The sequence below is a fragment of the Aeromicrobium camelliae genome, from assembly GCF_003850045.1.
Classification (GTDB): domain Bacteria; phylum Actinomycetota; class Actinomycetes; order Propionibacteriales; family Nocardioidaceae; genus Aeromicrobium; species Aeromicrobium camelliae.
In genome coordinates, this window is sequence record NZ_RQJX01000006.1 from 1 (window position 1) to 15,991 (window position 15,991).

The following is a 15,991-nucleotide window of genomic DNA, read 5'->3' on the forward strand; positions in this document are numbered from 1 at the left end:
CAGCTACCGCGGATACTCACCACCGGACCACCTGAAAAACGCCATCCGCTACAGAGACGGCACCTGCAGATACCCCGGATGCACCACCAAAGCCACCAACTGCGACCTCGACCACCGAGAACCCTGGCCCAACGGACACACCACCGCCCGAAACCTCTGGGCGTTATGCAGACACCACCACAAACTCAAAACCTTCGACCACGCCGTCCCGATCGAACGGGACGACCAGTGGGCGTGGGACGTCGGCGGAACGATACTCACCGAGTAGGTCAGCCGATGTTGAAGCCGAGGGCGCGCAGCATCTCGCGGCCGTCGTCGGTGATCTTGTCCGGACCCCACGGCGGCATCCAGACCCAGTCGATCCGGAACTCGTTGACGATGCCGTCGAGAGCCGCGCGCGTCTGGTCCTCGATGACGTCCGTCAACGGGCAGGCCGCCGAGGTCAACGTCATCTGCAGCACCGCGTTGCTGTGCTCGTCCATGTGCACGCCGTACACGAGCCCGAGATCGACGACGTTGATCCCGAGCTCGGGGTCCACGACGTCCTTCATCGCCTCGATGACATCGTCCGAGCTGGTCGGCTTGGGGGCGAGATCGACCTCAGGCAGGTCGGAATGGTCGGTGGTCATGGGTCTCACTGCTCCTTCGGATCGGAGACGGCTTGGGAGACGGCGTCCTTCCACGCCATCCAGCTCAGCAGCGCGCACTTGACGCGTGCCGGGAACTGGGCGACGCCGGCGAAGGCGATGCCGTCCTCGAGGACCTCCTCGTCGGGCTCGACCTGGCCACGCCCGTGCATGACCTCCGAGAAGGCGTCCAGCACGGCGAGCCCCTGCGGGACGGACTTGCCGACCAGCAGGTCGTAGAGCACCGACGCCGAGGCTTGACTGATCGAACAGCCCTCCGCGTCGTACGAGACGTCAGCGACCGTGTCACCGTCGAGGTGCACCCGCAGGGTGATCTCATCACCACACGTCGGGTTGACGTGGTGCACCTCGGCCTCGTGGGGCTCGCGCAAGCCAGCCCCGTGCGGGTTCTTGTAGTGATCCAGGATGATCTCCTGGTACAGCGCGTCGACGTCCATCTCAGCTCACCTTGAAGTACCGCTGGGTGTGGCGGATCGCCTCAACCAGCGCGTCGATCTCCGCCTCGGTCGTGTACAGGTAGAACGACGCGCGCGTCGTCGACTGGACACCGAAGCGGCGGTGCGCCGGCTTGGCGCAATGGTGCCCGGCACGCACGGCGACACCGCGCGAATCGAGCAGCTGCGCGACATCGTGCGGGTGCACGCCGTCCAGGGCGAAGCTGATCGCTCCCCCACGATCGACCGGCTCCCGCGGCCCGACGATGGTCAGGCCGTCGATCTCCTGCAGACGCTCGAGCGCGTGGGCGGTGATGGCCTGCTCGTGCGCGGCGACGTTCTCCATGCCGAGGGCGGTCAGGTAGTCGACCGCCGCACCCAGGCCGGCGGCCTGCGCGATCGGCGGGGTGCCCGCCTCGAACCGGTGCGGCGGAGCGGCGAACGTGCTGCGCTCCATCGTCACCGTCTCGATCATCTCGCCACCGCCGAGGAACGGCGGGAGCGACGCCAGCAGGTCATAGCGACCCCACAGCACGCCGATGCCCGTCGGACCGACCATCTTGTGGCCGGTGAACGCGACGAAGTCCGCGCCCAGCGACGCGACGTCGACCGGGATCTGCGGCACGGCTTGCGAGGCGTCGACCGCCACCAGCGCACCGACCTGGTGCGCCCGCGCGATGACGACGTCGAGCGGGTTGATCGTGCCGAGCATGTTCGACACCCACGTCAGCGAGACGATCTTGGTGCGCTCGTTGACCAGCGTGTCGAGATCGTCGAGGTCGAGGCGGCCCTCGTCGGTGACACCGAACCACCGCAGCGTCGCACCCGTGCGCTCGGCGAGGAGCTGCCACGGGACGATGTTGGAGTGGTGCTCCATCTGCGAGATGACGATCTCGTCGCCGGGACCCACAGTGCCGACGTCGCCGAGCACGCGCGCCACGAGGTTGAGCGCCTCGGAGGCGTTCTTCGTGAAGATCACCTCGTCGCGCGAGGGCGCTCCGATGAACTGCGCGATCTTGTCACGGCCACCCTCGAACGCCGCCGTGGCCTCCGCACCGAGCTGGTGCATGGCCCGAGCGACGTTCGCGTTGTGCTCGAGATAGTGCCGCTCGATGGCCTCGACGACCTGCCGAGGCTTCTGCGAGGTGTTGGCACTGTCGAGGTACACGAGCGGGTGCCCGCCCGCGACCGACCGCGCGAGGACCGGGAAGTCCTTGCGGATCGCTTCGACGTCGTAGCCCTGAGTCCGGGTCACAGTGCTGCGGCCGCCTTGACGTACTTGTCGTAGCCCTCGGACTCGAGCTGCTCGGCGAGTTCGCGTCCGCCGGACTCGGCGAGCTTGCCGGCCACGAACACGTGGACGTAGTCGGGCTGGATGTACTGCAGGATGCGCGTGTAGTGCGTGATCAGCAGAACGCCGCGGTCACCCTGGCTCGTGTAGCGGTTGACGCCCTCGGAGACGACGCGCAGGGCGTCGATGTCCAGGCCGGAGTCGGTCTCGTCGAGCACCGCGAACTTCGGGTTCAGCAGTTCGAGCTGCGCGATCTCGTGGCGCTTCTTCTCACCACCGGAGAAGCCCTCGTTGACGCTGCGCTGCGCGAAGGTCGGATCCAGCGTCACGCGCTCGAGCGCGGCGTTGACGTCCTTGACCCAGGTGCGGAGCTTGGGCGCCTCACCGTCGATGGCGGTCTTGGCGGTGCGCAGGAAGTTCGCGACCGACACGCCGGGCACCTCGACGGGGTACTGCATGGCCAGGAAGAGGCCGGCGCGCGCGCGCTCGTCGACGGTCAGCTCGAGGATGTTCTCGCCGTCGAGCAGCACCTCGCCGTCGGTCACCGTGTACTTCGGATGGCCGGCGATCGAGTACGCGAGCGTCGACTTGCCCGAGCCGTTGGGTCCCATGATCGCGTGGACCTCGCCGGACTTGATGGTGAGGTCGACGCCGCGCAGGATCTCCTTCGCGCCGTCCTCGGTCTCGACCGAGACGTGGAGGTTCTTGATCTCAAGGGTGGACATGATGTGTCAGTTCTCGCTTTCGTCGGGGAGATCGACCCACACGGTCTCTCCCTCGATCTTGGTGGGGTACACGGGCACGGGTTCGGTGGCGGGCAGGCCGAGCGGCTCGCCGGTGCGAAGGTCGAATCGCGAACCGTGGAGGAAGCACTCGATCGTGCATCCCTCGACGTCGCCGTCCGACAACGGGATCTCCGCGTGGGAGCACCAGTCCTGGATCGCGTAGACGGTGTCGCCCTGCTTGACGAGCGCAAGGTCGATGCCGCCGAGCTCGACGGCCAGGGCCGCGCCCTCGGGAACGTCAGCCAGCTTGGCTGCCTCCTGGAACGCCATCAGGACTCCAGCCGGCCGACGACCGTCGCGAGCTCGTCCTCGATGGCCGAGGTGAGCCGCTCCTGAAGATCCTCGACACCGATCCGGCGGATGATGTCGTTGAAGAAGCCGTGGACGACGAGGCGACGCGCCTCGGTCTCCTCGATGCCGCGGCTCTGCAGGTAGAACAGGTGCTGGTCGTCGAAGCGACCGGTCGTCGACGCGTGGCCGGCGCCGGCGATGTCGCCCGTCTCGATCTCGAGGTTCGGCACCGAGTCGGCCTTGGCCCCGTCGGTGAGCACCAGGTTGTCGTTCTGCTCGAACGTCTCGATGCCCTCGGCGACCTTGCGGATGAGGACGTTGCCGATCCACACGGTGTGCGCGTCCTGCCCCTGCAGCGCGCCCTTGTACTCGACGTTGCTGCGGGTCTTGGGGGCCGTGTGGTCGACGAACTGGCGGTGCTCGATGTGCTGGCCGGCGTCGGCGAAGTACACGCCGAGCAGGTCGACGCTGCCACCGGGACCGGCGTAGTCGACGTTGAGGCTCGTGCGGACGAGGTCGCCGCCGAGGCTGAACTCGAAGACCCGGACCTCGCTGTCGCGACCGGCGCGCAGATTGATCTGCTCGGTGTGGACGGCGTCGTCCTCCCAGTCGTTGAGCGTGACGAGATCGAGCTTGGCACCGTCGCCGACGACGACCTGGGTGAAAGCGTCGTAGGTGGCCGAGCCGACGTGATCGACGAGGACGGTGGCCTTCGCGTGCGCACCCACCCGGATCACCACGTGTCCCCACACCAGCGTGTCGGCGCCAGCGCCGCGCATCGTGAGACGCACAGGGCGATCCAGCTCGGCGTTTGCGGGGATGTCCAGCAGCACCGCGCCGCCGGCGTTGGCGACCGCGAGGGCGCCGAGCCGGTCGAACGGAGCGCTCACCGCGAGCGCCTGCGCCTCCTCGGTGCTCAGCTCACCGAGCGTGACGCCTTCGGGCAGGTCGTTCTCCCAGGAAAGGTGCGCGTCGGAGGCCGCGCCGTCGAACAGCCCGCGGAGACGCTTGAGCGGGGTGAACCGCCAGATCTCCTCCAGGCCGCTGGGAACGGGATGCGCCGCGAGGTCGTAGGACGGCTCGGGATGCAAGTGCGACTCCACATGCTCGAGTTCCAGCGCGTTCGCGACGTTCTCCACGGTGGCGGTCATTAACCAACCGCTCCTTCCATTTGCAGTTCGATCAGACGGTTGAGCTCGAGGGCGTACTCCATCGGCAGCTCGCGGGCGATGGGCTCGACGAAGCCGCGCACGATCATCGCCATGGCCTCGTCCTCCTCCATGCCACGGGACATGAAGTAGAAGAGCTGGTCGTCGCTGACCTTGGAGACCGTGGCCTCGTGGCCGAGGGTCACGTCGTCCTCACGCACGTCGACGTACGGGTACGTGTCCGAACGGCTGATCTGATCGACGAGCAGCGCGTCGCACTTGACCGTGCTGGCCGAGCCCTCGGCGCCCTCGAGCACCTGGAGCAGGCCGCGGTACGAGGTGCGGCCGCCGCCGCGGGCGACGGACTTGGACAGGATCGAGCTCGACGTGTGCGGAGCGGCGTGCACCATTTTGGCGCCGGTGTCCTGGTACTGGTCCGAGCCGGCGAAGGCGATGGAGAGCGTCTCGCCGCGGGCGTGCTCGCCCATGAGGTAGACGGCGGGGTACTTCATCGTGACCTTGGAGCCGATGTTGCCGTCGACCCACTCCATCGTCGCGCCCTCTTCGCAGGTGGCGCGCTTGGTGACGAGGTTGTAGACGTTGTTCGACCAGTTCTGGATCGTCGTGTACCGCACGCGGGCGTTCTTCTTGACGATGATCTCGACGACCGCCGAGTGCAGCGAGTCGCTCTTGTAGATCGGCGCGGTGCAGCCTTCGACGTAGTGGACGTAGGAGTCCTCGTCGGCGATGATCAGCGTGCGCTCGAACTGGCCCATGTTCTCGGTGTTGATCCGGAAGTAGGCCTGCAGCGGGATGTCGACGTGGACTCCCTTCGGCACGTAGATGAACGAGCCGCCGGACCACACCGCGGTGTTGAGCGCGGCGAACTTGTTGTCACCGGTCGGGATGACGGTGCCGAAGTACTCCTCGAAGATCTCCGGGTGCTCCTTGAGCGCCGTGTCGGTGTCGAGGAAGATGACACCCTGCTCCTCCAGGTCCTCGCGGATCTGGTGGTAGACGACCTCGGACTCGTACTGCGCGGCGACACCGGCGACGAGACGCTGCTTCTCCGCCTCGGGGATGCCGAGCTTGTCGTACGTGTTCTTGATGTCCTCGGGAAGCTCGTCCCACGTGGTGGCCTGCTTCTCGGTGGAGCGCACGAAGTACTTGATGTTGTCGAAGTCGATGTCGGTGAGGTCAGCGCCCCACGTCGGCATCGGCTTGCGTTCGAACAGCTTGAGTCCCTTGAGACGGCGCTCGAGCATCCAGGCCGGCTCGTTCTTCTTGCCCGAGATGTCTCGGACAACGGCCTCGCTGAGGCCGCGCTGAGCGCTCGCACCCGCGATATCGGGGTCGGCCCAGCCGAATTCGTAGTTGCCGACCTCCTTCAGACCGGGGTTCAGCTCCTCGATCTGGTTGGTCTCGTGCGTCGTGGTCATGACGACACCCTCTCTGGTGTGGGGGCTTGCGGAAGATGGGTGGTGCAGACACCGTCACCGTGCGCGATGGTGGCGAGTCGCTGGACGTGCGTGCCGAGCAGGTCGGCGAACAACTCGGTCTCGGCTTCGCACAACTGGGGGAACTCCCCCGCGACGTGCGCCACGGGACAGTGGTGCTGACACATCTGCTCGCCGGCCGGCGAGCTGCTGACAGACGCGGCGTAACCGTCGTCGGTCAGGGCTTGGGCGAGGATACGCGCACGCTCCTCGAAGGACTCGACGCCCTCCAGGACCGCGCGGTAGCGCTCCTCGAGGGCACCGAGGCGGTGGCGGGCGAAGGCCTTGACGGCATCGTCCCCGCCGGTCTGGTGCAGGTAGCGCAGCGCCTCGGCGGCGAGCGCGTCGTACGAGTGCTCGAACTGGTCGCGGCCCGAGTCGGTCAGGACGAACACCCGAGCGGGCCGTCCGCGACGGCGCTGGCCGACGATGCGCTGCTCGCGCGGTTCGATGAGGCCCTGCTCCAGCAGCGCGTCCAGGTGCCGGCGGACGGCTGCGGGCGTCAGATCGAGGCGCTCGGCCAGCTGCGCAGCGGTCGAGGCGCCATGCGACAACAGGCACTGGGCGACACGCAGGCGCGTGGGAGCGTCATCGGTCGACGACGCCACCTCCGGTACCCGCATGTTTTTCACAACACCAGTGTGCCGTTATTCATTCCGGCCATTCAACGAAGGTTCGCCTTACCGCTCGATGCGCCTGCCGCCATGCCCCGACGACGATACGGTGAAGCATGGCCACCACGGCAGCGCAGGTCGAGGCGGGCGGGCGTACCGTCCGCGTGTCGAGCCCCGACCGGATCATCTACGAGGCGACGGACATCACTCCCGCGATCACGAAGCTGGAGGTCGTGGAGTACGTCGTCGCGGTCGGCGACGGCCTCATGCGGGCGCTCTACGAGCGGCCCACCACCCTCGAGCGCTGGCCCAAGGGCGTGCGCGAGGGCATGACGCTGTCGACGCGCCAGGACAACCACGGCGACGCGTTCTACCAGAAACGCGTACCGAAGGGAGCACCCGACTACCTGGAGACGGTGCGCATCCACTTCCCGTCGGGCCGCCGGGCTGACGAGATCTGCCCGACGGAGATCGCCGTCGCCGCCTGGGCGGCGCACATGGGCACGATCACGTTCCATCCGTGGCCGGTGCGGCGCAGCGACGTCGACCGGCCGGACGAACTGCGCATCGACCTCGATCCGCAGCCGGGTACCGACTTCCACGACGCCCAGCGGGTCGCCCGCGTGGCCAAGGAACTCCTCGAGGAGATCGGCATGCGCGGCTACGTCAAGACGAGCGGCAACCGCGGGGTGCACGTGTTCGTACGAATTCGCCCCGAGTGGACGTTCACCGATGTGCGGCACGCCGCGCTGGCGTTCGGTCGTGAGCTCGAACGGCGCGACGACAGGGTCACGACGAAGTGGTGGAAGGAGGAACGCGGCGAGAAGATCTTCGTCGACTTCAACCAGAACGCGCGCGACCGCACCATCGCCAGCGCCTACAGCCTGCGACCGAAACCCGGCGCTCCCGTGTCCACTCCCCTGACCTGGGACGAGCTGTTCGACCTCGACGAGCCGCGGACGCTCAATCTCACGACGGTCCCCGACCTTCTCGCGCAGCGGCCCGACCCGTGGGCCTCGATCGACGACGAGGCGTTCGGCCTCGAGACCCTGCTCGAGTGGTACGCCCGCGACGAAGAGAACGGCGAAGGCGACATGCCCTATCCCCCGGACTACCCCAAGATGCCCGGCGAACCGAAGCGCGTGCAGCCGTCCAAGGCCCGCGCGGACACCTGATCGGTGAGTGAGCGTCCATCGAGCCGCGACGGCGGTGGGCCAGCGCCCGTTTCTTCCGCCGGAATGGACGGTAAGTCACCGCCCTGGAGGTGGACTCAGAGCAGGACGTCACCGAGGTCGTACCGGGCGACCTCCTCGAGCTGCTCGTACGTGCACGACGCCGGTTCGCGATCGGGCCGCCAGCGCTTGAACTGGGCCGTGTGCCGGAAGCGTGCGGAATCGCCGACACCCTCCATGTGCTCGTAGCCGACCTCCGCCACGAGGTCGGGTCGCAACGGCACGAAGGAGAGGTCCTTCGTGCCGCTCCATCGACTCTGGCCGCCCGGGAGCCGGCCGCTCACCTGGGCGGACTCGTCGCGCCAGTCCGCCCAGGGGTGGGGTTCGCCCTCGGCGACCACGAGCGGTGCGAGCTGCTCGATCAGCTCCGCGCGCCGGCGCTCGGGGAACGAGGCGGCGACGCCGACGTGCTGGAGGCGGCCGTCCCCGGCGTAGAGGCCGAGCAGGAGCGAACCGAGCAGGGGTCGATTCGCCGTCGAAGTCTTGTGCAGCCGGTAGCCGGCGACGACGACGTCGGCCGTCCGCGCGTGCTTGACCTTCATCATCACGCGCCCGTTCGGCGTGTAAGGCTCGGCGAGCGGTTTGGCGACGATGCCGTCGAGACCCGCGCCCTCGAACTGCTCGAACCACTCCTGCGCTTCATCGGCATCGCCGGTGACGCGGGTGACGTGGATCGGCGCGGCGGCATCGGCCAACGCGTCGACGAGACGATCGCGTCGCACGGCGAAGGGCTCGTCCATCAGCGAGTCGTCGCCGAGCGCGAGCAGGTCGAAGGCGACGAGCCGCGCCGGCGTCTGTTCGGCGAGCACGCGCACCCGCGAGTCGGCGGGGTGGATGCGCTGACTGAGCGCGTCGAAGTCCAGGCGGCCGTTGATGTCGATGACGATCTCGCCGTCCACGACACATCGCTCGGGCAGGTGGGCGCGCACCATCTCGACGACCTCGGGGAAGTACCGCGTCAACGGCTTCGTCGAACGGCTGGCGATCTCGACTTCGTCACCATCGCGGAACACGATCGCCCGGAACCCGTCCCACTTGGGCTCGTAGACGAGACCGCCCTCCACGGAGTCGGGCGCAGGGACCCCCTTGACCGACTTGGCCAGCATCGGGCGGATGGGAGGGCTCACGGGCAAGGCCATCGGATGCTCCTCAGACGTTGGTGACGATCGGCAGCACACGGCGCAGCGTGCGGCCGGTGAGCCGCACCAGCGCCCAGCCGATCAGCATGGGAACGCAGGTCCCCACCGGCACCCACGGTGACGGACGATCGCCCTGCGCGACCATCACCGCGATCACCACCGCCGCCCCGGCGGTGAGGACGGCGCCGGCGAAGAAGATCAAGCCGCCGAGGCCCGCGACGATGCGGCCCGGCGTGAGGCGAACTCTGTTCATGGCAGGGGACTCTACCGTCGCGAGGGCGGCTGGACCGCCGACCGGCCGTTGTAGTGCGCCGCCTAGAATGTCGGGGTGTCGCACGCTGCCGTCGAAGTCACCGACCTGGTCATGCGGTACGGCGACGTCACCGCTGTCGACGGCCTCACGTTGCGCGTCGAACCCGGCACGGTGACCTCCATCCTCGGGCCCAACGGCGCCGGCAAGACCACGACCATCGAGACGTGTGAGGGGTTCCGGCGCCCTCATGCCGGCCGGGTCCGGGTGCTCGGCCTCGATCCCGTCGCCGATGCCGCCGAACTGCGACCGCGCGTGGGCGTGATGCTGCAGTCCGGCGGCGCCTGGCTCGGCGTACGGACCGAGGAGATGTTGCGCCACATGGCCTCGCTCCACGCCCATCCGCTCGACGTCCCCGCACTCATCGAGCGGCTCGGGATGGGCTCCTTCGCGCGGACGAGCTACCGCCGCCTGTCTGGAGGAGAACGCCAGCGGCTGAGCCTCGCGATGGCGATCGTCGGCCGTCCCGAACTGCTCTTCCTCGATGAACCGAGCGCGGGCCTCGACCCGCAGTCGCGACGCGCCACCTGGGATCTCGTCGCCGAACTGCGGGAGCACGGCGTGACGACCGTCCTCACCACTCACTTCATGGACGAGGCCGAGACGTTGTCGGACTTCGTGCACATCGTCGATTCCGGCCGCGTCATCGCCTCCGGCTCCCCCGGCGAGCTCTCCGGTGACGGCTCGCGCAACACGATCCGGGTGACCGCCCGTCCCGGCCTCGCCCTGGGTCCGCTCGCAGACCGGCTGCCCACCGGATCGTCGATCGAGGAGCCCGTTCCCGGCCAGTACGTCGTCACCGGAGACGTCTGCCCGCCGCTCGTGACGGCCGTCGCGCGCTGGTTCAGCGATCAGGACGTCCTCGTCGAGTCGATGCTCGTGGAGCGCCAGTCCTTGGAGGACCGTTTCCTCGAACTCACCGGGAAGGCGCTGCGATGATGACGCCCCTCGACCTCTCTCCCGCTCCCGGTGCCGCACCGCGCGGCGCGATGCTGCGCTCGCAGACGGCGATGGAGCTCAAGCTCCTGCTGCGCAATGGCGAGCAGGTGCTGCTGACGATCATCATCCCGCTGATCCTGCTGATCGCCGGCACACGCTCGGACCGCATCGTCGATCTCGGTCCCGGACGACCGATCGACGTCATCACACCGGGCGTCCTGGCGCTCGCGATCCTCTCCACCTCGTTCACCTCGCTGGCGATCGCCACCGGCTTCGAGCGCCGCTACGGCGTCCTCAAACGGCTCGGCGCCTCGCCGCTGCCGCGTTCAGGGCTGGTCATCGGCAAGATCGCGGCCGTCGTCCTGGTCGAGATCGCTCAACTCGCGCTGCTGAGCGTGGTGGCCCTCCTGCTCGGCTGGGAGCCCGCGGGGGGCGTGTTCCCCTGGCTGTGGCTCGCACTGCTGGCCGTGCTGGGTACGGCGGCCTTCGGCTCGTTGGCCCTGCTCATCGCCGGAACGCTCCGGGCCGAAGCGACTCTCGCGCTCGCCAACCTCGTGTACGTCGTGCTGCTCGTGGGTGGCGCGCTGCTGGTCCCGTTGGACCGCTATCCCGATGCCGCTCAGTCGGTTCTCGGCCTCCTGCCGTCGGCCGCGCTGGGCGAAGGCCTGCGCGACACCTTCGCTGTCGGCGCACCGCACTGGTCGGCCGTCGCCGTCCTCGCCGGCTGGACTGCTGTCGCCGGCGCCCTCACCACCAGGAGTTTCACATGGGAGTGAAGGAACTGCTCAGCCCGAGCGACATCCGCCGTTCCACGGTGGTGAAGTGGGCGTGGGCCTCCCTCGTCGCCAACACGGTGATCATCCTGACCGGCGGCCTGGTCCGGCTCACCGGCTCGGGACTCGGCTGCCCGACGTGGCCCAAGTGCACGGACGAGTCGTTCGTGCCGCACAGCTCCCTCGGATGGCACGGGGCGATCGAGTTCGGCAACCGGCTGCTCACGTACGTGCTCATCGCCGTGGCGATCGCCACGTTCGTCGCGGTCTGGCGCTGGCGCGGCGCCACTCCCCTGCTGCGTCGACTCACCCTCGTGATGGCGCTCGGCATCCCCTTCCAGGGCGTCATCGGCGGCATCACCGTCCTCACCCAGCTCAACCCCTGGGTGGTCGCGCTGCATCTGCTGCTGTCGATGGGCTTGGTCGTCGCGTCCACGGTGCTGCTGGTGAAGGTGCGCGGCGGGCAGGGTCTCGACGTCGACGAGCTCACACGCAAACTCACGTACGCGGCCTACGGCCTCCTGCTCGTGGCGATTTACCTCGGCACGGTCGTCACCGGCAGCGGCCCGCACGCCGGCGACGCGGACGCCCCGCGCAACGGACTCGACCCGCAGCTGTGGAGCCGAATCCACGCGGTGTCGGTGTGGGCGCTCGTCATCGTCACCGTCATCGTCGTGTGGCGGCTGCGCCAGCACCCGGCGCGCAGCGCGGCCCTCGGCCTGCTGGTCGTCGAGCTGGCGCAGGGTCTCATCGGCTACGTGCAGTACTTCACGGACCTGCCGATCGCCCTCGTGGCGGCGCACCTCGTCGGCGGGGCCGTCCTCCTCGCGTCGGCCACGTACGTCGTCTTGCTGGTCAGCGGGAGCCGCGACCGCCAGCCGGTCGCCGCATCGTGAGGGTTCCCTCGTCGTCCAGCGGCGCCCCGTCCAGCACGAACCCCATCGCCTCGTAGAAGCCCTGCGCTCGCGCGTTGCCTGCCATCACGCGCAGCGCGACCGGGCGATCCTGCGCGACCTCGAGGACCCGTTCGACCAAGGCGCGGCCGACACCGCGCCCGCGCCCTTCGCTCGCCACCCACATCGAGATCAGCTCACACTGATCTGACCGCGGCGACGCACCGACGATTCCCAGATCGACTTCATCGTCCGTCGCCACGAAGAGCCGGTCAGCGCCGCTGAGTCGCTCGCGCCACCGTGCCTCGGTGTCGCCGCCCTCGATCCAGGCGTGAGCGCTCCGCGCGAACGCCTCGGCGTCATCGCTCAGAGCTCGCAGGCGCAGAGCGCGCCACCGCCGCCAGTCGTCCGGACCGACCTCCTCGACCACGACCGTCATCGCGGTGGTGCGGAGCGCCGCTCGCGTAGCCCCACCGCGAGTCCCGCGAGGAGCGCTGCGAGGACGGCGGCCGCGACGAAGACCCCGATGGCGGCGACGCTCCAGCGAAGACCGGCGTCGCCGGAGGGGATGACGGCCGAGCTCCATCCGACCGCCACTCCCGCTGCCGAGGCGAGACTGATCGCCGGGAGATCACGGCGGGAGAGAACGACAGCGGCCACCACGACCAGCACGGCCGACGTCAGCGCGGCGGCGACCCACCAGGCGGGAGCGTCCAGCGCCGTGGGCCAGAGCAACCAGGTCACCGCGTGGGCGGCGCCGAGGACGAGCCAGGTGATCGCGGTGCGCATGCGCCGAGCCTAACGCGGCTCAGCCGATGAACGGGTCCAGTGCGGCGGCGACGAAGAGCAACGCGAGGTACGCGTTGGAGAAGTGGAAGAGCCGCATCGGCTTGATGACCGACAGCTGCTCCGTCTCCCGCGTCCGCCCGCGCAGATCGTAGGCCTCGGCGAGGAAGACGATGCCGAGCACGATCGCGACGGCCGGGTAGAACCAGCTCGTATCGGCCACGGGCCACACGGCGATCGAGGTGATGACCGTCGCCCAGGTGTACAGCACGATCTGCCGGCCGACCTCGGCCGCCGGCGCGACGGACGGGAGCATCGGGACGTCGGCCGCGGCGTAGTCCTCGCGGTACCGCATGGCGAGCGCCCACGTGTGCGGCGGCGTCCAGAAGAACACGATGAGGAACAACACGAAGGGCGCCCACGCGAGCTCGTTGGTCATCGCGGTCCAGCCGATCAGCGGCGGGAAGCAGCCGGCGATGCCGCCCCACACGATGTTCTGGCTCGTGCGGCGCTTGAGGATCATGGAGTAGCCGACGACGTAGAAGACGTTGGCCGCGAGGGCGAGCCACGCCGACAGCCAGTTGACGAGCGTCCCCAGCCACACGGTGGACAAGACGCCGAGGACGAGACCGAAGATCAGCGCGTTACGGGTGCCGACCTGGTGGCGCGGAAGCGGGCGACGCGACGTGCGCCGCATCTTGGTGTCGATGTCGGCGTCGACCACGCAGTTGAGCGCGTTGGCGCTGGCTGCGGCGAGCGTGCCGCCGATCATCGTGGCGGCGGCGAGGCCGAACGACGGGACTCCCCGTGCTGCCAGGAACATCACCGGCAGCGTCGTCACCAGCAGCAGCTCGATGATCCGCGGCTTCGTCAGAGCGACGTAGGCCTTGACGACATCAGCCACGGCAGAGCGGTGCTTCCGCGGATGCGACGTGCCGGCGACGGGGGTCTCGGGTTCGACGGAAGTCACCTGATGAGTCTAACTCGCGCGGAGTAGGCTCGGAGTGACCGGATCTACCGACCGATCTTGGAGTGAGGCTTGTGAGCGCTGGACCGTCCGAACTTGAGTGGAACGACCTCGATCGGAGGGCGGTGGACACGGCGCGACTGCTCGCCGCCGACGCCGTGCAGAAGGCCGGCCACGGCCATCCCGGTACCGCCATGAGCCTCGCGCCCGCGGCGTACCTGCTCTACCAGAAGCTGATGCGGCACAACCCCGCCGATCCGCACTGGACAGGTCGCGACCGTTTCGTCCTCTCGTGCGGCCACACCAGCCTCACGCAGTACGTTCAGCTCTACCTCGCGGGGTATCCGCTGCAGCTGAGCGACCTCCAGTCGCTGCGCACGTGGGGCAGCCAGACCCCCGGTCACCCCGAGTACGGACACACCGAGGGCATCGAGGTCACCACGGGCCCGCTCGGCCAGGGCATCGCGAACGCGGTGGGCATGGCGATGGCCGCCCGCCGCGAGCGTGGCCTCTTCGATCCGGACGCCGCCCCCGGCGAGAGCGCCTTCGACCACCAGGTCTACGTGATCGCCTCGGACGGGGACCTGCAGGAGGGCGTCTCCGCGGAGGCGTCCTCGCTGGCCGGCCACCTCAAGCTCGGCAACCTCACGGTGCTCTACGACGACAACAAGATCTCGATCGAGGACGACACCGACGTCGCGTTCACCGAGAACGTCGCGCAGCGTTACGAGGCCTACGGCTGGCACGTCCAGACCGTCGACTGGACCCACGGCGGCAGCGAGTACCGCGAGGACGTCCACGCCCTCTGGGATGCGTACCAGGCGGCCGCTCAGGTCACCGACAAGCCGAGCCTCATCGTGCTGCGCACGATCATCGCGTGGCCCGCACCGAACGCCCAGAACACCGGCGCCGCCCACGGCTCCGCACTCGGCGACGACGAGGTCCGTGCGACCAAGGAGGTGCTCGGCTTCGATCCCGACCGCCAGTTCGCGGTCGACGACGAGGTCATCGCCCACACGCAGGCCGCTCGCGCGCGCGGCGAGGAGGCGCAGTCGGCCTGGCAGGAGCGATTCGACGCCTGGGCATCGGCCGAGCCCGAGCGTTACGCGCTGTTCCAGCGCCTGCAGAACCGCGAGCTCCCCGACGGCTGGGCTGACCAGCTCCCGGTCTACGACGCCGATGAGAAGGGCGTCGCGACCCGCGTCGCGTCCGGTGACTTCCTGACCGCGGCCGCCGAGCTGCTTCCGGAGTTGTGGGGCGGTTCCGCCGACCTCGCCGGCTCCAACAACACCACCCCCAAGGGCCAGCCGTCGTTCATCCCGCCGGAGTGGTCGACCAAGAAGTTCAGCGGCGACTGGTACGGGCGCGTGCTGCACTTCGGCATCCGCGAGCATGCGATGGGCGCGATCCTCAACGGCATCGCGCTCCACGGCCCCACCCGGCCGTACGGCGGCACGTTCCTCGTGTTCAGCGACTACATGCGCCCCGCCGTGCGGCTCGCCGCGCTGCAGGAGCTCCCGGTCACGTTCGTCTGGACCCACGACTCCATCGGTCTCGGCGAGGACGGCCCCACCCACCAGCCCATCGAGCACCTGACCGCGCTGCGCGCGATTCCGGGCCTCGACGTCGTCCGGCCGGCGGACGCCAACGAGACGGTCGCCGTGTGGCGCACGATCCTCGAGCGTCACCACCGTCCGGCGGCCCTGGCGCTCAGCCGCCAGAACCTGCCGGTGTTCCCGCGTGGCACCGACGGTTTCGCGCCGGCGTCCGAGGCGGCGAAGGGCGCCTACGTGCTCATCGACGCCGAGGGCACGCCGGACGTCGTGCTCGTCGCCACCGGCTCGGAGGTGCAGATCGCGGTCAAGGCTCGCGCGCTGCTCGCCGACGAGGGCATCCAGGCCCGCGTCGTGTCGATGCCGTGCCGCGAGTGGTTCGAGGAGCAGAGCGCCGAGTACCGCGATAGCGTGATCCCGCCGCACGTGCGGGCACGCGTCGCCGTCGAGGCGGGTGTGGCGCTGGGCTGGCGCGACGTCGTCGGCGACGCCGGTCGCATCGTCAGCATCGAGCATTTCGGCGCGTCCGCGGCGTTCGCGACCTTGTACGAGAAGTTCGGCATCACGGCCGAGGCCACGGTGGCGGCAGCGAAGGAGTCGATGGGCGCGGTGACCTCCGATGCCGGCGTCCCCTTCGCGGCGCGGCCCACGGGCCCGGTGCTGCCGGACACGACCCACTGACACACAACGGGA

General features: G+C 69.0%; 19 protein-coding genes. 6 read left to right on the forward strand and 13 right to left on the reverse strand.

The window, feature by feature from the left end; genetic code table 11:
• A partial coding sequence (locus EHW97_RS15500) for an HNH endonuclease signature motif containing protein (protein WP_208001917.1) occupies positions 1-268 on the forward strand: 268 nt, incomplete at its 5' end.
• Between the two features lies 1 nt (position 269).
• Here the strand turns inward: EHW97_RS15500 and EHW97_RS06020 are convergent.
• The 8 genes from EHW97_RS06020 to EHW97_RS06055 are packed head-to-tail and all read right to left on the reverse strand — an operon-like array spanning position 270 to position 6,715.
• Positions 270-629: a metal-sulfur cluster assembly factor gene (locus tag EHW97_RS06020; protein WP_124236269.1), complete on the reverse strand. Its 360-nt coding sequence runs from the start codon at positions 627-629 to the stop codon at positions 270-272.
• A gap of 5 nt (positions 630-634) precedes the next feature.
• On the reverse strand, positions 635-1,084 hold the full coding sequence (sufU, locus tag EHW97_RS06025) for a Fe-S cluster assembly sulfur transfer protein SufU (protein WP_121794896.1): 450 nt from the start codon (positions 1,082-1,084) through the stop codon (positions 635-637).
• Between the two features lies 1 nt (position 1,085).
• A complete protein-coding gene (locus EHW97_RS06030; RefSeq protein ID WP_124236270.1) occupies positions 1,086-2,336 on the reverse strand; it encodes a cysteine desulfurase in 1,251 nt (416 codons plus the stop codon).
• Positions 2,333-3,097, reverse strand: coding sequence for a Fe-S cluster assembly ATPase SufC (sufC, locus tag EHW97_RS06035; protein WP_124236271.1), 765 nt, complete (start codon positions 3,095-3,097; stop codon positions 2,333-2,335). Before sufC ends, EHW97_RS06030 begins: the two co-directional genes overlap by 4 nt.
• 6 nt (positions 3,098-3,103) lie before the next feature.
• Entirely contained in the window at positions 3,104-3,427 is a 324-nt protein-coding gene (locus tag EHW97_RS06040; RefSeq protein ID WP_208001918.1) for a Rieske (2Fe-2S) protein, read from the reverse strand.
• The gene (gene sufD / locus EHW97_RS06045; protein WP_124236272.1) at positions 3,427-4,599 is read right to left on the reverse strand and encodes a Fe-S cluster assembly protein SufD; all 1,173 of its coding nucleotides are present in this window, start codon (positions 4,597-4,599) and stop codon (positions 3,427-3,429) included. Before sufD ends, EHW97_RS06040 begins: the two co-directional genes overlap by 1 nt.
• Positions 4,599-6,035 carry a Fe-S cluster assembly protein SufB gene (gene sufB, locus EHW97_RS06050; RefSeq protein ID WP_124236273.1) on the reverse strand — a complete coding sequence of 479 codons (1,437 nt, stop codon included), beginning with the start codon at positions 6,033-6,035 and terminating at the stop codon, positions 4,599-4,601. The genes sufD and sufB overlap by 1 nt, the downstream gene beginning before the upstream one ends.
• On the reverse strand, positions 6,032-6,715 hold the full coding sequence (locus EHW97_RS06055; RefSeq protein ID WP_124236274.1) for a helix-turn-helix transcriptional regulator: 684 nt from the start codon (positions 6,713-6,715) through the stop codon (positions 6,032-6,034). Before EHW97_RS06055 ends, sufB begins: the two co-directional genes overlap by 4 nt.
• Before the next feature lie 107 nt (positions 6,716-6,822).
• Here EHW97_RS06055 and EHW97_RS06060 point away from each other — a divergent pair, with 107 nt between their 5' ends.
• Positions 6,823-7,881, forward strand: a complete 1,059-nt coding sequence (locus tag EHW97_RS06060) for a DNA polymerase domain-containing protein (RefSeq protein ID WP_124236275.1) — start codon at positions 6,823-6,825, stop codon at positions 7,879-7,881.
• Between the two features lie 95 nt (positions 7,882-7,976).
• On the opposite strand, the gene EHW97_RS06065 is transcribed toward EHW97_RS06060, so the two are convergent.
• A complete protein-coding gene (locus tag EHW97_RS06065) occupies positions 7,977-9,077 on the reverse strand; it encodes an ATP-dependent DNA ligase (protein ID WP_124236276.1) in 1,101 nt (366 codons plus the stop codon).
• A gap of 10 nt (positions 9,078-9,087) precedes the next feature.
• Positions 9,088-9,330, reverse strand: coding sequence for a hypothetical protein (locus EHW97_RS06070; RefSeq protein WP_124236277.1), 243 nt, complete (start codon positions 9,328-9,330; stop codon positions 9,088-9,090).
• 75 nt (positions 9,331-9,405) lie between these two features.
• Here EHW97_RS06070 and EHW97_RS06075 point away from each other — a divergent pair, with 75 nt between their 5' ends.
• Genes EHW97_RS06075 through EHW97_RS06085 form a run of 3 tightly spaced genes read left to right on the forward strand, consistent with a single transcriptional unit; the run spans position 9,406 to position 11,995 of the window.
• Complete coding sequence (locus tag EHW97_RS06075; protein ID WP_243696321.1) at positions 9,406-10,326, forward strand: ABC transporter ATP-binding protein; 921 nt, start codon at positions 9,406-9,408, stop codon at positions 10,324-10,326.
• Positions 10,326-11,102 carry an ABC transporter permease gene (locus EHW97_RS06080; RefSeq protein ID WP_208001919.1) on the forward strand — a complete coding sequence of 259 codons (777 nt, stop codon included), beginning with the start codon at positions 10,326-10,328 and terminating at the stop codon, positions 11,100-11,102. Before EHW97_RS06075 ends, EHW97_RS06080 begins: the two co-directional genes overlap by 1 nt.
• Positions 11,093-11,995: a COX15/CtaA family protein gene (locus EHW97_RS06085; protein WP_124236279.1), complete on the forward strand. Its 903-nt coding sequence runs from the start codon at positions 11,093-11,095 to the stop codon at positions 11,993-11,995. Before EHW97_RS06080 ends, EHW97_RS06085 begins: the two co-directional genes overlap by 10 nt.
• Here EHW97_RS06085 and EHW97_RS06090 read toward each other — a convergent pair.
• The 3 genes from EHW97_RS06090 to EHW97_RS06095 are packed head-to-tail and all read right to left on the reverse strand — an operon-like array spanning position 11,955 to position 13,748.
• Positions 11,955-12,431: a GNAT family N-acetyltransferase gene (locus tag EHW97_RS06090; RefSeq protein WP_166367404.1), complete on the reverse strand. Its 477-nt coding sequence runs from the start codon at positions 12,429-12,431 to the stop codon at positions 11,955-11,957. The two genes, EHW97_RS06085 and EHW97_RS06090, sit on opposite strands and share 41 nt — an antisense overlap.
• Positions 12,428-12,781 (reverse strand): hypothetical protein, encoded by a 354-nt coding sequence (locus tag EHW97_RS15270; protein WP_166367405.1) that lies wholly within the window; start codon positions 12,779-12,781, stop codon positions 12,428-12,430. The genes EHW97_RS06090 and EHW97_RS15270 overlap by 4 nt, the downstream gene beginning before the upstream one ends.
• 19 nt (positions 12,782-12,800) lie before the next feature.
• Positions 12,801-13,748 (reverse strand): heme o synthase, encoded by a 948-nt coding sequence (locus EHW97_RS06095; protein ID WP_124236281.1) that lies wholly within the window; start codon positions 13,746-13,748, stop codon positions 12,801-12,803.
• A 71-nt stretch (positions 13,749-13,819) separates the two neighbouring features.
• On the opposite strand from EHW97_RS06095, the gene tkt reads away from it, so the two are divergent.
• Positions 13,820-15,979, forward strand: coding sequence for a transketolase (tkt, locus tag EHW97_RS06100; protein WP_124236282.1), 2,160 nt, complete (start codon positions 13,820-13,822; stop codon positions 15,977-15,979).
• The last annotated feature ends 12 nt before the right edge of the window (positions 15,980-15,991 follow it).

What these genes read in the sequence shown, in the direction of transcription:
- EHW97_RS06020 (WP_124236269.1), bottom strand. Translation starts at nt 629, where the DNA reads ATGACCACCGACCATTCCGACCTGCCTGAGGTCGATCTCGCCCCCAAG.
- sufU (WP_121794896.1), bottom strand. Translation starts at nt 1,084, where the DNA reads ATGGACGTCGACGCGCTGTACCAGGAGATCATCCTGGATCACTACAAG.
- sufC (WP_124236271.1), bottom strand. Translation starts at nt 3,097, where the DNA reads ATGTCCACCCTTGAGATCAAGAACCTCCACGTCTCGGTCGAGACCGAG.
- EHW97_RS06040 (WP_208001918.1), bottom strand. Translation starts at nt 3,427, where the DNA reads ATGGCGTTCCAGGAGGCAGCCAAGCTGGCTGACGTTCCCGAGGGCGCG.
- sufD (WP_124236272.1), bottom strand. Translation starts at nt 4,599, where the DNA reads ATGACCGCCACCGTGGAGAACGTCGCGAACGCGCTGGAACTCGAGCAT.
- sufB (WP_124236273.1), bottom strand. Translation starts at nt 6,035, where the DNA reads ATGACCACGACGCACGAGACCAACCAGATCGAGGAGCTGAACCCCGGT.
- EHW97_RS06055 (WP_124236274.1), bottom strand. Translation starts at nt 6,715, where the DNA reads ATGCGGGTACCGGAGGTGGCGTCGTCGACCGATGACGCTCCCACGCGC.
- EHW97_RS06060 (WP_124236275.1), top strand. Translation starts at nt 6,823, where the DNA reads ATGGCCACCACGGCAGCGCAGGTCGAGGCGGGCGGGCGTACCGTCCGC.
- EHW97_RS06065 (WP_124236276.1), bottom strand. Translation starts at nt 9,077, where the DNA reads ATGGCCTTGCCCGTGAGCCCTCCCATCCGCCCGATGCTGGCCAAGTCG.
- EHW97_RS06070 (WP_124236277.1), bottom strand. Translation starts at nt 9,330, where the DNA reads ATGAACAGAGTTCGCCTCACGCCGGGCCGCATCGTCGCGGGCCTCGGC.
- EHW97_RS06080 (WP_208001919.1), top strand. Translation starts at nt 10,326, where the DNA reads ATGACGCCCCTCGACCTCTCTCCCGCTCCCGGTGCCGCACCGCGCGGC.
- EHW97_RS06085 (WP_124236279.1), top strand. Translation starts at nt 11,093, where the DNA reads ATGGGAGTGAAGGAACTGCTCAGCCCGAGCGACATCCGCCGTTCCACG.
- EHW97_RS06090 (WP_166367404.1), bottom strand. Translation starts at nt 12,431, where the DNA reads ATGACGGTCGTGGTCGAGGAGGTCGGTCCGGACGACTGGCGGCGGTGG.
- EHW97_RS15270 (WP_166367405.1), bottom strand. Translation starts at nt 12,781, where the DNA reads ATGCGCACCGCGATCACCTGGCTCGTCCTCGGCGCCGCCCACGCGGTG.